Genomic DNA, 14241 nt, shown 5'->3' on the forward strand with positions numbered 1-14241 from the left:
TCGTGGAAACTTCACAGAGCCGTCATGTGGATTTACAGCAAATTCAAAAAGTTAACTGCCTTGTGAAAAAAAATCTATTTCGCATTTTCGCCCCTCTTGCGTCACAACCATTTCAAAAGCTAACGGATCATGCCACGCGGGGCTGCCCAATGGGCAACCCTTGCAAGAGAAGTCATTTCAAGCTAACACGCTTGGGCAGATAAGGGAAGCCCCCGCGGCGAAACGAGCCATGAGTCGGCAACCTGTTGTTTTTTCAATGCTGCGCCACGGGCGGACCCCTCCTATCCAAATTTCATTATCAGTACAGGACAAGGCATGACCGACAATTCCAACGATTCCCGCGCTCCCCGCGATGCGCGCGAAGCACGGGGCCAGCGCGCCCCGCGCGGCCCCCGTAACGGGCACGAAACCGGCGATGCGCGCGCCCGCAAGCCGCTGCGAGAAGTTGTTTGCGAGATCGACCGCGACATTCTGCGGCTGCTGCTTCGCCGCAATAATATTCTTGTCCGCATGCGCGGCGACAAACCCCGTCTTGATTCCACGGAAGAAAAAACCATCCGTGAGTCGTGGGAAGCCGCCGTTTCCCACATCAGCCGCGACGCGCGCCTTTCGGGCCACTTTTTTTCGCTCATGCAGGAAGTGGAATTCCAGCCCCGTCCCGCTTCTGCCCGCGCTGACGGCGCGGATGAAGGCGGCGAACCCGGCGGCGCAGCAGCGAAGGAACCGCCGCGCACGGCCTTTAACCTTGCGCCGCCCGCCAAGCACGTACGCCTGCACATGCCTGCGCCTCTGGCCTGCCGGGCCACGCGCGCATGGCTGATGCTGGCCGCAGCCACAGGTCAGCCCCTGCATATCGCGCCCTGCCTCATGAATGATCCCATCGTTGACTGCGTCAAGATGCTCAATCAGGCTGGCGCCTCGCTGACCCGCGAGGATGAAGGCGTTTCCGCCCGCCCAGCTGCTCCGCTTGGCGCGTCTGACAAGGTTATCCACACGGGCGACAGTGCCTGGAACTTCTTCATGCTGCTGGGGCACTATCTAGGCCGTCCCTCGCGCGCCAAGTTTACTGGCGATGCAAGCCTGAAACTGGCCGATTTTTCTTCTGTGCGGCACTTCCTGCCCACATTGGGCGCGCGCCTCGTGCATGTGGTGCCCAAGAGCGACGGCCTGCCCGCGCGCCTTGAGTGCTCCGGCATTCTGCCTGATTCCGTCAAGCTGCCTGCCGATGTGCCCGCCGAACTGGCCGAGGGCATCCTGCTGGCGGCTCCCGGCTACGAGAGGGCAATCACACTTGATCTTGGCTCGCATCCCGAGCACAGGCTCATTGTTGCCCGCATACTGCCCATACTGCGCGCAGCTGGCGCAGATGTGCAGGTGGAAGGCGCAAAGGTGCGCGTCAACCCCGGCCCGCTCAGCCTGCCTGCCCAACCTCAGGCTGGCATGGAGCCGGAACTGGCGCTCTTTCTTCTGGCCCTGCCCCTGGCTCTGGGTGGCGAAGCCCTGCTTGGCGGCCAGTGGCCCGCCCTGCCCGCCGCCGAAGCCGGCTGGGATCTTTTGCAGCAGCTTGGCCTTGAACTGCGCTACGAAGCAGGCAAAAACGGCGGCGAGGTCTGCGCTCGCGCTGCCGCGCCCCTGAAACAGTACGCAAAGGGCGATCTGCCGGCCGGATTCCCCGCCGTCTGGGCCCCGCTGCCGGTGGCTCTGGCCGCATGCGCAGCCCTCAGGGGCGACAAGGCCGTTCTGCCCACCCTGCCCTCTGGCACAGACCGCACAACGGTAGAAAGTTTTCTTTCTGCTGTGGGTCTGGATTTGGATGAAAACGGCAGATTGTGCAAAAAGGAACAATCTGGCCCGCGCACGGGCTGGAATGCCCCTGATCCGGTCTGGGCAATGGCCCTTGCACTGGCTGCTTGTGCAAGCCCCCACCAGAAGTTGGGCAACCCCGGCATCATGACCGGGCTGTATCCGCCCTTCTGGGCGCTGTACAATACCCTGCCCGAACCGGCAGTGCGCCGTTCGGCCGCGCCGGAAGCTCCGGTTGCTGCGCCCAGACGCCGCATTATCACCGGCGCAGTGGCTGTACCGCCGGAACTGAAAGACGAAGACGACTATTAGAAAAAAATAAACAACAGGCGCTGGCGGCGAGACATCGTCCCCAGCGCCTGTTGGCGTTTACGAGGGTAAGCAGACGTGAAGGCATCGCGCGGAGCCAGGGCCACCAGCAAGCCTATGCCCTGCGCCATTGCATGTTAGCGGGGCACAGGGACCAGTGGGCAGAAAGTTTCTGTCCGGCAACGTCTGGCGCAGCGGCCAAAAAAAATCCGCCCCGCGCAGCATATCTGCAACGGGACGGAAATTCCATTTGAGCCGCCATGCCCACTCCGCAATAGCGGACAAAAAAGCGCGGCTGCGAAGGTTATTCCTGAGTAAAGCGGAACAGCCTCACGGAAAGGGGCTGCATGTTCTGCCGGTTCATGGCCGAAACAATAAAGGCATAGTTTCGGGACTGTCCGGCAGGCGGGCAAGGGCCACGATAGTGACGCGTCAAACCGCCCTCGGGAATAATGCCGCTGCCGTCGTTGTTCCACTCGCCACCGCCAAGGAACAGATCCTGACCATCGCTGGTAAATTCCACCAGGCGCACGTCATAATAATCGGTGCTGCCAGGGGTCTGTGCCACCTGAATTTCAGGCGAAATCCGGGAACAGCGGTGAACTTCGCGCAAGGTAACGGTAACGGCCATGCCCTCCGGAATTTCCTGCGTCTCCTTGGAGGCGCAAGCGGGCAGCAGAGCTGCCGCGCACAGCACAGGTAAGAGCGCACGCCGGGCTTTGCCTAAAATTTCAAAACGCATCAGGGCCTCCAAATGACAATTGCTTTATGCGGCTTTTGGAAGCATAACCAATAGTCAGGTCGAATACAACAACCAGTGGGAGCAGTATATGTCCATTCTTGCAGACAGCGTTACGGGGTATCTGGAACACTCTTCGTGGATCCGCCGCATGTTCGAGGCCGGGGGCCAGCTCAAGGCCCGTTTTGGCGCGGACAACGTTTACGACTTCAGCCTGGGCAACCCCGACCTGCCAGCACCTCCCGCCGTTGTGGACGGATTGCGTTCCTTCACCGAACACGCTGGCGAGCCTTTTGCTTTTGGCTACATGCCCAACGGCGGCTTTGTCTGGGCGCGCGAAAAACTGGCCGCCCACCTCAGCAAGGAGCAGGGAGTAGACCTTACCGCCAATGATGTTCTGCTGGGCTGCGGCGCTGCCGGCGTGCTCAACGCCTTTTTGCGCGCGGTCATCAATCCTGGCGAAGAAATGCTGGGCTTTGCCCCCTACTTTGTGGAATACGGCTTCTATGTAGCCAACCACGGCGGCACCTTCCGCGCTGTGATGAGCAAGGCCGACACCTTTGCACCCGACCTTGCCGCGCTTGAAGAAGCCATCAGCCCCAAAACCCGCGTGGTGCTCATCAACTCGCCCAACAATCCCACCGGCGTGATTTACAGCCGCAAAGACCTCAAGGCCCTGACCGAGCTTCTGGAAAACAAGAGCCAGGAATACGGCAAGCCCATCTGGCTGGTGGCCGATGAACCATACCGCTTCCTTGCCTATGACGGCGCAGAAGTGCCTTCGGTGCTGCCGCTCTATCCTTATGCCGTGGTCATCAGCTCTTTCTCCAAAAATCTTTCTCTGCCCGGCGAACGCGTGGGTTTTGCCGCCGTGTCGCCCCTGCTGCACGAAAAGGCCGAGCTCATGGCCGCCCTCACGCTCACCAACCGCATTCTCGGTTTTGTGAACCCGCCGGTGGTGGGCCAGCACATCATGGCCGCAGCCCTGGGCAGCCAGGTTGACCTGAATGTCTACGCCGCCCGCCGCAAGGCCATGGCCGAGGTGCTCAAAAATGCCGGATACGAATTCCAGATGCCCGCAGGCGCGTTCTACTTCTTCCCCAAGGCTCCCGGCGGGGACGATGTGGCCTTTGTGAACAGGCTGGTCGAAGAACGGGTGCTGGCGGTTCCCGGCTCCGGCTTTGGCTGCCCCGGTTACTTCCGCCTGGCATTCTGTGTGGGCGAAGAAGTGATCCGCAAGGCTGCCGATGGCTTTGCCAAGGCCCGCGCTTCCGTAAAATAGTGTCGTTGGCTGGCCCACAGCCCGATCTCAAACCACTACAGGTAGCAGAAATGACGCACACCCCCTCCGCAACGCCATCGCGCGGCAGGCTTTACGGCCTGATGTCGGCGCTCGCATGCTTCCTCCTGCTGGCTGCCGTTCAGGTTTCCGCCAAGGATATCAGCGTGAAGGACGCCGCAGCCCTGCTGCAGAATCCTCCACAGGGGCTGACCATTGTTGACGTGCGTACCCCGGCGGAATTCCGCGAGGGGCATCTCGCAGGCGCAGTCAACATGGACTTTTTCGGCGCATCCTTTGATTCACAGATACTTGGCCTGCCCAAGGACAAGCCCGTGTTGCTCTATTGCCGCACGGGCAACCGCTCTGCCGGGGCCTACGACGCCATGGAAAAAGAAGGAATAACCAATATCCTTCACATGAATGAGGGCATCACGGGCTGGCAGAAGCAAGGCCTGCCGCTGCAAAAATAGCATGCCGCTGTAGCGCAAGCAGCGTTACGGCTGGCATGGATTCTGCTTCTATACAGGGTGGAGAGGAAGATTTTTCCTCCCCGCCCTTTTTCTTTGCCTGCCCAGATGTGCGACTAACGCGCCGCAGGCAAGGCGCGCCGCACATCTGGACGGCGCTACGGCTGACGCTTTCGCAACAGAAACGCCTTGCCGTTTGGGACATCGTTTCCGGGCAAGGGAAAATTATTCCCTCCCCGCAGGAGGCAGAGCATGAACTCGTCATTGTTTATCGGCGCCACGGGCATGAAGACGTTGAGTAGCGGCATGAACGTTATCTCAAACAACATCGCCAACGTGAGCACCATCGGGTACAAGCAGCAAACAGCTCTGTTTTCTGACGTTTTTTACGCCCAGCAAGGGAGTATAGGCGACTGGTGGGATGCGCAGACAGACTCCAAGGTGGCCCTTGGGCAGGTAGGTCAGGGCGTACAGATGGATGCAGTGCTCACACGGTACAACCAGGGCGCTCTTGAGTCTTCCAATACCGTTACCGATATGGCCATCAGCGGCAAAGGCTTCTTTCAGGTAACGGACAAAAGCGGCCAGGAGTATTACACCCGCGCGGGCGACTTCCGCCCCGACAATCAGGGGGTTCTGCGTACACCGGCGGGCATGGCCCTCATGGGATACAAGTACGCGGAGGACGGCACCAAGGGTGGTCTGGCGCAGGTCACCATTGACAAATTCGCCAAGATGCCCGCCAAGGCCACTTCGACTGTTGATATGCGCTTTAATGTGGGGCAGTCCAAAGACTCCACCAGTGACCCTGCAAATCCTTATTTCAGCCTCGTCGGCCAGTATAATGCCGCCAATGACCCGCCCCTGGCCAGTTCCAGCTATGGGTACGGGCAAAGCATTACCCTGTACGGCGCCGATGGCACGGCCCACTCGGCCACCATCTATTTTGACGGCGCACCATCCACAGGATCCGGAACCACTGTGGAGTATCTCATTGCCTCGGATGCCGATGCCAATGGCGGCAAGGCCCAGCCCCTGATGGCGGGCACGCTCAGCTTCAATGACAAGGGCGAAGTCACCGGCATGTCGGCCTACACGCCATCCACTGCGGGCAGCACAAACCTTGCGGACTGGAACGCGGCCACACTCTCAAAGGACGGCATACCCCAGATGACTGTCGATGGTGCGCCTGTCACTGTGAATCTTGGCATCACCGCCAAGAGCGGCTGGCAAAACAGCCCCGGCAACGCCGCAAGCGTGGGCACAGATCCCACGGCGCTGGCCAGCATGGGCAACAATTACACCCGCGCTGCGGACGCCACAACCAACTACACCTCTTCCTCTCCTGTGACGCGCACAAGAACCCAGAATGGGTACGCCGAAGGCTCACTGAACAGCATCAGCATCAACGCCGATGGTACGGTTGTGGGCAAGTATTCCAACAGCGAAAGCATGAATCTCTGGCAGATTCCTGTATGCCGTTTCACCAGTGAAGACGGCCTGCGCCGCGAGGGCAACAACCTCTTTTCCGCCACAGAAGATTCCGGCAGTATGGAAATGGGCGTTGCAGGCACGGAAAACTACGGTAAGATAAACGCGTACAACATTGAACATTCCAATGTGGACATGTCCCAGGAAATGGTCAACATGATTGTCAATCAACGCGGCTTTCAGTCCAACAGCAAGGTTGTAACGACGGCAGACCAGATGCTGCAAAAGGCCATGGAACTCAAACGTTCATAGTAGTGCGGTGCAGAGCCTTTTTTGTGTAATGATTTTCCGGCCCCGGCAAAACCGGGGCTTTCTGTTTTTCTGGCAGGATACCGCTGCGAGCCAGATACGCCCATATCATACGCAACTACTTTGATTATCCGGGCAATCCTTGCCCCGGAGCATTGCTCCGTACCTCCCCATAGGGTACAGTATTGCCTCCAGATGTGGATCACCCTGTAAAGAAACACTTTTTTCGCACTTTTCCGCAGGAGAGCACCCCGCATGAGCGCCACAGCATCCTCCACCAATGGTACCGCTCTCTATGGCGTCATCGGTTGGCCGCTGGCCCAGACACTTTCGCCCCTGTTGCACAATACGGGATTCCGGACTCTGGGCATCAACGCGCTGTACCAGAAATGGGAAGTACCGCCCGAAAAACTGCCCGCCTTTGTGGAACGTGTACGCCTGCTTGATATTCGAGGTTGCTCTGTGACCATCCCGCACAAGGTTGGTCTTTTGCCCCTGCTGGACGAAGTCAGCCCCCTCGCACGTCAGGTGGGCGCCGCCAATACCATTTACTGGAATGGCGACCGCCTTTGCGGCGAAAATACCGATGTGGCGGGATTCATGGCTCCGCTCGCAGACATGCCTCTTGGCGGAGCGGACGTGCTGCTGCTGGGTGCGGGCGGCGCTGCCCGGGCCGTAGCCGCAGGTCTTGCAGCGCCGGGCAATGCAAAGCGCCCTGCCAAAATCTTTGTGGCCACGCCTTCCGATAAATCGCACCTGCCGCTGGCAGAAGAATTCGGCCTTACGCCCCTGCTGTGGAAAGACCGGCACGAGCCTTCGGCCCTGCTGGTTGTCAACACCACTCCCCTTGGCATGCGCGGCAAGGCGGAAGACGATACCCCCTATGATTTTTCACTGGTTGCGCCACTTTCCGCAGCGGGCGCTGCCAAGGCAACACCCCTTGCCTACGATATCGTGTACAACCCCCTCGAAACACGGTTTCTGCGCGAGGCCCGCGTGGCTGGCCGCCGCTGCATATCGGGGCTTGAAATGTTTTTTGGTCAGGGCGATGCGCAGTTCCGCCTCTGGACGGGGCAGGGCCTGCCGCCCGAATCACGCCGCGCCCTTGAGGACGCCCTTGGGCAACAGCCCCAATAAACCGACATGAAAAGCGAGGCTTCCATGCGAATTCTGGTGCTGCACGGCGTCAATCTGAACATGTTTGGCAAGCGCGACCCTTCACAGTACGGCACGGCCACCCTGGCGGACATTGACGCGGCGCTGCAATCGCTTGCCCAGGAACTGGGCGCAACTGTGGAATGTTTTCAGACCAACCACGAGGGCCTGATGGTGGAGCGCATCCACCAGGCGCTTGGTGAGGGTGTTGACGCAGTGGCCATCAATGCGGGCGCATGGACGCACTACAGTTATGCCATCGCTGACGCCCTGGCCATTCTGCCTGTGCCCGTAGTGGAGGTTCACATGTCCAATGTTCACGCGCGCGAGGCGTTCCGGCACCAATCTGTGCTGTCGCCAGTGTGCGCGGGCAGCGTGTGCGGATTCGGCGTTGAGAGTTATCTTCTCGGCCTGCGAGCCGCGCAATCGCTGGCGGCTAAAGCCACAAACAAAGCGTAGTAAAGACGCAGTATATAATTTGCTGGGGTGTGAGCCTAGATTTTTGACTTTTTCTGCTGTAGCGTTGTAGATAGTCTTGTCACAGCGGCACCCCATCAGCTTCTAACCAGAGAGTTCCCATGAACGAAGCCATTAACCTGAACCGCCTGCGCGATCCCGCCTTTACGGAGGAAGTGGATGCGCACAGCGGGCAAAAAGTGTCCACCTGCTATCAGTGCGGCAATTGTACTGCCGGCTGTCCCGCAGGTTTCGTTTACGACATGCAGGTCAACCAGATCATGCGGGCGGTACAGTTGGGCTTGAAGGACGCGGTACTTGATTCGCGTTCCATCTGGATGTGCCTGTCCTGTTCCACCTGTAGCCAACGGTGTCCCAACAACATCGATGTGGCCGGAGTCATGGAGACCCTGCGTCACATGGCCCGCAAGGAAGGCCGCGTGGCCGTTCCCAAGGTGGAAAAATTCTGGTTTTCCTTCCTGGATACGGTGCGCACCTTTGGCCGCACCCACGAAATCGGCACCATGGCACTCTACATGATGCGCTCGCTTCGCGTGTTTACCGACGTTGACCTCGCGCCCGAAGCCCTCAAAAAAGGCAAGCTGGGCCTCAAGCCCCATATTCTGCCGGGCGGGGCAGGGCCGGTTACCCGTATCTTTACGCGCTACAAGGAACGCGCCAAGCGCGAGGGGGTGCGCCCATGAATTTTGCCTACTACCCCGGCTGCTCCGCCAGGGGGTCCTCAAAAGATTACGAAATGTCCACCCAGGCTGTGTGCAAAGCCCTGGACATGAGACTTGTGGATATTCCCGACTGGAACTGCTGCGGCTCCACCCCGGCCCATGCCGTGGATACGGAACTTTCCGCTGCCCTGTGCGTGCGCAATCTTGATATTGCCGCCCAGCAAAAGGCTGAAGTTCTGCTCACGCCTTGCCCCAGCTGCCTTTCCAACCTGCGCATGGCCTCCAAGCGCATGGAAAACCCCGCCTTCCGCAGCCGTGTTGACGAGCTGCTGGACGGCCCCTCGGCCAAAGAATTCCCGCCTGTCACCTCCGTCATGCAGGGCATTGCCGCGCAGATGGAAATGGACGCCATCGCCGCCCGCGTGCGCCAGAGCCTCAAGGGCCTGAAGCTTGTGGCCTACTACGGCTGCCTCATGAGCCGCCCGGCGGAAGTCATGAACTTTGGCGACCCGGAAAATCCCACGCTCATGGAAGAAGTGATGTCGGCCTGCGGCGCGGAAATGCTTGATTTTCCGCTCAAGACCGCCTGTTGCGGCGCGTCCTTCGGTATTCCCGAGCGCCCCATGACAGCCAAGAATTCGGGCCGCATCCTTGAGCTGGCAACCCGCCTTGGCGCGGACGCCATTGTGGTGGCCTGTCCTCTCTGCCAGATGAACCTCGACCTGCGCCAGGATCAGGCCAGCGCGGCCATGGATACCAAGTTCCGCATGCCGGTGCTCTACTTCACCCAGATGATGGGCATTGCCTTTGATCTGCCGGAAGAAGAACTGGGCCTGAACAAGCTGTGCGTGAGCCCCAACGGCCTTATCCGCAAACTGGGCGAGCTGCGCCGCGAGGAAGCGGCCAAACCCACAGAGCAGAAGGCCAAGGCCGCTGAAGGAGGCAGGTAATGAGAATAGGCGTATTTATCTGCCACTGCGGCAGCAACATCGCCGGAACCGTCGATTGCGCCCAGGTGGCGGCCATTGCCCGCACCTACCCGGACGTGGTCTATGCCGATGACCCCATGTACACCTGCGCCGAACCGGGCCAGGCGGCAATTGAGGCTGCCATCCACGAGCACAAGCTCGACGGCGTTGTTGTTGCCTCCTGCTCGCCGCGCATGCATGAGCCCACCTTCCGCCGCACGGTGGAACGCGCGGGGCTGAACCGCTACATGCTCGAAATGGCCAACATCCGCGAGCACGTTTCGTGGATCGGCAAAGACATGGAAGCCAACACCAACAAGGCTGCCGAACTGGTGCAGCTTGCGGTGGAAAAGCTGCGCAACAACAAGCCCCTGCTGGCCAAGAGCTTTGACGTCAACAAGCGCGTGCTTGTCATCGGCGGCGGCGTGGCTGGCATCCAGGCCGCGCTTGACTGCGCCGACGGCGGCATTCAGGTGGTGCTGGTGGAACGCGACGCGACCATCGGCGGCAAGATGGCCAAGCTGGACAAAACCTTCCCCACCGTTGACTGCTCGGCCTGTATTCTCGGCCCCAAGATGGTGGACGTGGCCCAGCACTCCAACATTACGCTCTACGCCTATTCCGAAGTGGAAGACATTTCGGGTTACGTGGGCAACTTTACGGTTAAAATCCGCAAGCGTACCACCTATGTGGACTGGAACCTGTGCACGGGCTGCGGTGCATGCACCGAAAAATGCCCTGCCAAGAAAACGCCCGACACCTTCAATGAACTGACGGGCAACACCACGGCCATCACTATTGCTTTCCCGCAAGCTATCCCCAAGAAGGCCGTCATCAATCCGCAGTTCTGCCGCCAGCTTCTCAAGGGCAAGTGCGGCGTGTGCGCCAAGGTGTGCCCCACCGGGGCCATCAAGTACGACATGGAAGATGAAGTCATCACCGAAGAAGTGGGCAGCATTGTTGCCGCCACCGGTTATGACCTCATGGACTGGACCGTGTACAAGGAATACGGCGGCGGCGCGTACCCCGACGTCATCACCTCCCTGCAGTACGAGCGCCTGCTCTCCGCATCCGGCCCCACGGGCGGGCATGTGAAGCGCCCCTCTGACGGCAGGGAACCCAAGAACATCGTCTTTGTGCAGTGCGTCGGCTCGCGCGACAAATCCGTGGGCCGTCCCTACTGCTCCGGCTTCTGCTGCATGTACACGGCCAAGCAGGCCATCCTGACCAAGGATCACATTCCCGATTCCAAGTCCTTTGTCTTCTACATGGACATCCGCGCTCCAGGGAAGATGTACGACGAGTTTACCCGCCGGGCCATGGAAGAATACGGCACGGAATACATCCGTGGCCGCGTGTCGCAGATTTACCCCGACGGCAACGGCCAGATGACGGTCATGGGCGTGGACACCCTGCTGGGCCAGCCCGTGGAAATCAAGGCCGACCTGGTGGTGCTTGCCGTGGGCGTCGAGGCCAGCAAGGGCTCGCCCCAGCTGGCGGAAAAACTGCGTATCTCCTACGACAGCTACGGCTTCTTCATGGAAAGCCACGTCAAGCTCAAGCCTGTGGAAACCAATACCGCCGGCGTGTATCTGGCGGGCGTGTGCCAGGGGGTCAAGGACATTCCCGCCTCCGTGGCCCAGGGTTCCGCCGCTGCGGCCAAGGTTCTGGCGCTCTTCTCCAAGGACAAGCTTGAAAGCGACCCGCAGATCGCCCAGGTGGACATCCGCCGTTGCGTCAACTGCGGCAAGTGCATCCGCTGCTGCCCCTTTGGAGCCATCAAGGAAGTGGAAATCCGGGGCGAGGGCAAGGCTCAGGTCATCGAGACCGTGTGCCAGGGCTGCGGCCTGTGTACGTCCACCTGTCCGCAGGGGGCCATCCAGCTTTCACACGCTACTGACAACCAGATCCTTGCGGAGGTAAACGCCTTATGCCAGTGCTAAACGGCAAAGAACTGAGAATTGTAGGTTTTCTCTGCAACTGGTGTTCGTATGGCGGCGCGGATACGGCCGGTGTGGCCCGTGCCACCCAGCCAACTGACCTGCGCGTCATCCGTGTTCCCTGCTCGGGGCGCATTGACCCGCTGTTCATCGTCAAGGCGCTGCTCAACGGCGCGGACGGCGTGCTGGTTTCCGGCTGCCACCCCCGCGACTGCCACTACGCAGCGGGCAACTTCTACGCCCGCCGCCGCCTTGAGGTGCTCAAGCAGTTCCTGCCCGTGCTGGGCATTGACGAACGCCGCTTTGAATACACCTGGGTTTCAGCCTCCGAAGGCCAGCGCTGGCAGCAGGTGGTCACGGTCTTTACCGACCGCATCCACAAGCTCGGCCCCGCGCCCAAGCTGGAAGATCCGGAACCGCTGCTCAAAATAGCCGACATGGCGCTGACCTCCCTGCGCTCCCTCGGCACAGGGCAGAACGCCGCCCTGGCCGAACTCAAGGAAGCCATCAAGGCCAAGCTGCCCGAGCTGGACTGTGTGCTGGGCTGGCAGCAGGGCTATGACGCCGCGCACACCGTGCCCCTGTTCATGAAGACCCCCGAGGATGTGGACAAGCTGGTGTGGGGGCCCTTTAACGTCAACAATCCCGCCGTGTACCTGCCCTCGTTCAAGGGCAAAAAGGTGGGCATTGTGGTCAAGGGCTGCGATTCCCGCTCCGTTGTCGAGCTGCTTCAGGAAAACCTGATCCGCCGCGAGGATGTGACCATCTTTGCCCTGCCCTGCGAAGGCACGCTCGACATGGCCCGCGTCAATCAGGATCTGGGTCGCTACACCAAGATCGACGGCGTGACCTATGACGAGGCCGGTGTGACCATCACCGCCGACGGCAAGGATCACCGCTTCTGCATGACCGACTACGCCCAGGGCAAATGCTACGGCTGCACCACGCCTTCGGCAGTGCTGGCCGACACCCTGCTTGGTCAGCCCGTCAAGGTGGACGGCGCACCCAATACCCCGCCGGAACTGGCCCTGCTCGATTCCATGACTCTGGACGAGCGGCTCGCCTTCTGGCGCGGCCAGATGGACCGCTGCCTGCGCTGCTACGCCTGCCGCAACGCCTGCCCCATGTGCGTGTGCCGCGACTACTGCGTCTCCGACAGCCGCGATCCGCACTGGATGACGCAGGAAGACAGCGCCAAGGAAAAACTCTTCTTCCAGACCATCCACGCCATGCATCTGGCTGGCCGCTGCACAGGCTGCGGCGAATGCCAGCGCGCCTGCCCCGTGGGCATTCCCATCCTGGCCCTGCGCCAGCAGATTGCCCGCGCTGTGGCCCAGCTTTTCGACGACTACCAGCCCGGCCTCAACCCGGACGAAGTGCCGCCCCTGCTGGGTTATGAAGTGGTTGAAAAGAACATTCATGAGAGGGACTGGAAATGAGCATGATCCGCTTTGTTACCCCTGACGGCTTGCCCGCGTTTCTTGCCTACCTCTCGCAGAATGGCCGCCGTGTGCTGGTGCCGGTAGAAAAGCCCGCCAACAAGCGCTCTGTGGTCTTTGAGCCGTGGCAGGAAGGCAAGCCGTTTACTCTGGAAAAGGCCACTGTGCCCGCCAAGGAGGCCGTGCTGCCCCAGTGCGAAACCCTGGTGCGCTACAAGAAAACCAAGGATCCGGAAAACCTCGAGCGCGTCACCATGAGCCTGGACGACAAGCCCGAGGCTCAGCCCACCGTGGTTTTTGCCTGCCGCCCCTGCGATGCGCGGGGCTATGCGGTGCTTGACCGCCCCTACCTCAAAGGGCCTTACGCCGATCCTTACTACAAGGCGCGGCGCGAGCAGCTCACGGTGGTTACGCTCACCTGCGGCAGCGGCTGCAACACCTGCTTCTGTCACTGGGTTGGCGGCGGCCCAACCTCCCCCGAAGGCTCGGACGTGCTCATGACCGAGATCGAGGGCGGCTATGTGCTGCAGGCCATCACGCCCAAGGGCGAAGAACTGCTGGCTGCGTCTTCCCTTGCGGAAGGCGCCGAGCTCTTCCCCAAGGCGGAAGCCGCCCGCAAGGAAGCCTGGGCCAGCCTTGTGCCTGCACCCAATATCAAAAACGCGCCCGAAAAAGTGGCTGCCCGCTTTAACGACACGCAGTTCTGGCAGGATCAGACCGACCGCTGCCTCTCCTGCGGGGCCTGCACCTACTTTTGCCCCACCTGCTACTGCTTCACCATCACCGATGAGGGCGAAGGACTGAGCGAAAAAGGTGGCCGCCGTCTGCGCAGCTGGGACAACTGCATGTCCTCGCTGTTCACCCGCGAGGCCAGCGGCCACAACCCGCGCATGCTCAAGGCATTCCGCATGCGCAACCGCGTTTCGCACAAGTACTCCACCTATCCTGAAAACTGGGGTTCGTTCTCGTGCAGCGGCTGTGGCCGTTGTATCAGCAATTGCCCCGTCTGCGTGGACATCCGCTCCATCGTGCTGGCCGCCATCGAAGACGGCAACGATGACAAGAAGTCCACGGACAAGTAGGAGCAGACATGGCAACCAAGAAAACTACCGGCAAAGCCACCACTCCCAAGACTGAGCCCCAAAATACCGCCGCGCCTGAAAAGGCCGCTGCAAAGGCAGAACCCGCTGTGGATACCAAGCCTACTGCCGCCGCCAAGCCAGCCGCCAAGCCGGGCCTCAAGCCCGCGCCCGACGGCGG

General features: G+C 60.6%; 13 protein-coding genes. 12 read left to right on the forward strand and 1 reads right to left on the reverse strand.

Annotated features, from left to right (window positions below; translation table 11 throughout):
• The first annotated feature begins 315 nt into the window (after positions 1–315).
• A complete protein-coding gene (locus QZ383_RS12960) occupies positions 316–2115 on the forward strand; it encodes a 3-phosphoshikimate 1-carboxyvinyltransferase (protein ID WP_291446022.1) in 1800 nt (599 codons plus the stop codon).
• A gap of 301 nt (positions 2116–2416) precedes the next feature.
• Here the strand turns inward: QZ383_RS12960 and QZ383_RS12965 are convergent, their stop codons facing one another.
• Complete coding sequence (locus tag QZ383_RS12965) at positions 2417–2854, reverse strand: MbtF (RefSeq protein WP_291446024.1); 438 nt, start codon at positions 2852–2854, stop codon at positions 2417–2419.
• Between the two features lie 88 nt (positions 2855–2942).
• On the opposite strand from QZ383_RS12965, the gene QZ383_RS12970 reads away from it, so the two are divergent.
• The 11 genes from QZ383_RS12970 (at position 2943) to QZ383_RS13020 (ending at position 14063) form a co-directional block, all read left to right on the forward strand.
• Positions 2943–4133, forward strand: coding sequence for a pyridoxal phosphate-dependent aminotransferase (locus tag QZ383_RS12970; protein WP_291446026.1), 1191 nt, complete (start codon positions 2943–2945; stop codon positions 4131–4133).
• Positions 4134–4183: 50 nt separating this feature from the next.
• On the forward strand, positions 4184–4603 hold the full coding sequence (locus tag QZ383_RS12975) for a rhodanese-like domain-containing protein (protein WP_291446028.1): 420 nt from the start codon (positions 4184–4186) through the stop codon (positions 4601–4603).
• 35 nt (positions 4604–4638) lie between these two features.
• A complete protein-coding gene (locus QZ383_RS12980) occupies positions 4639–4902 on the forward strand; it encodes a hypothetical protein (protein WP_291446030.1) in 264 nt (87 codons plus the stop codon).
• Complete coding sequence (locus tag QZ383_RS12985; RefSeq protein WP_291446032.1) at positions 4853–6343, forward strand: flagellar hook-basal body complex protein; 1491 nt, start codon at positions 4853–4855, stop codon at positions 6341–6343. The genes QZ383_RS12980 and QZ383_RS12985 overlap by 50 nt, the downstream gene beginning before the upstream one ends.
• Positions 6344–6595: 252 nt before the next feature.
• The gene (locus tag QZ383_RS12990; RefSeq protein WP_291446034.1) at positions 6596–7477 is read left to right on the forward strand and encodes a shikimate dehydrogenase; all 882 of its coding nucleotides are present in this window, start codon (positions 6596–6598) and stop codon (positions 7475–7477) included.
• Between the two features lie 24 nt (positions 7478–7501).
• Positions 7502–7954: a type II 3-dehydroquinate dehydratase gene (gene aroQ, locus QZ383_RS12995; RefSeq protein ID WP_291446036.1), complete on the forward strand. Its 453-nt coding sequence runs from the start codon at positions 7502–7504 to the stop codon at positions 7952–7954.
• A 119-nt stretch (positions 7955–8073) separates the two neighbouring features.
• Complete coding sequence (locus tag QZ383_RS13000; protein WP_022658838.1) at positions 8074–8655, forward strand: 4Fe-4S dicluster domain-containing protein; 582 nt, start codon at positions 8074–8076, stop codon at positions 8653–8655.
• Positions 8652–9584: a CoB--CoM heterodisulfide reductase iron-sulfur subunit B family protein gene (locus QZ383_RS13005; RefSeq protein ID WP_291446039.1), complete on the forward strand. Its 933-nt coding sequence runs from the start codon at positions 8652–8654 to the stop codon at positions 9582–9584. Before QZ383_RS13000 ends, QZ383_RS13005 begins: the two co-directional genes overlap by 4 nt.
• The gene (locus QZ383_RS13010; protein WP_291446041.1) at positions 9584–11545 is read left to right on the forward strand and encodes a CoB--CoM heterodisulfide reductase iron-sulfur subunit A family protein; all 1962 of its coding nucleotides are present in this window, start codon (positions 9584–9586) and stop codon (positions 11543–11545) included. The genes QZ383_RS13005 and QZ383_RS13010 overlap by 1 nt, the downstream gene beginning before the upstream one ends.
• Positions 11533–12981, forward strand: coding sequence for a hydrogenase iron-sulfur subunit (locus tag QZ383_RS13015; protein ID WP_291446043.1), 1449 nt, complete (start codon positions 11533–11535; stop codon positions 12979–12981). The genes QZ383_RS13010 and QZ383_RS13015 overlap by 13 nt, the downstream gene beginning before the upstream one ends.
• The gene (locus tag QZ383_RS13020; protein WP_291446045.1) at positions 12978–14063 is read left to right on the forward strand and encodes a 4Fe-4S dicluster domain-containing protein; all 1086 of its coding nucleotides are present in this window, start codon (positions 12978–12980) and stop codon (positions 14061–14063) included. The genes QZ383_RS13015 and QZ383_RS13020 overlap by 4 nt, the downstream gene beginning before the upstream one ends.
• Positions 14064–14241 lie beyond the last annotated feature (178 nt).

The organism is Desulfovibrio sp. (genome assembly GCF_019422935.1).
Taxonomy (GTDB): domain Bacteria; phylum Desulfobacterota; class Desulfovibrionia; order Desulfovibrionales; family Desulfovibrionaceae; genus Desulfovibrio.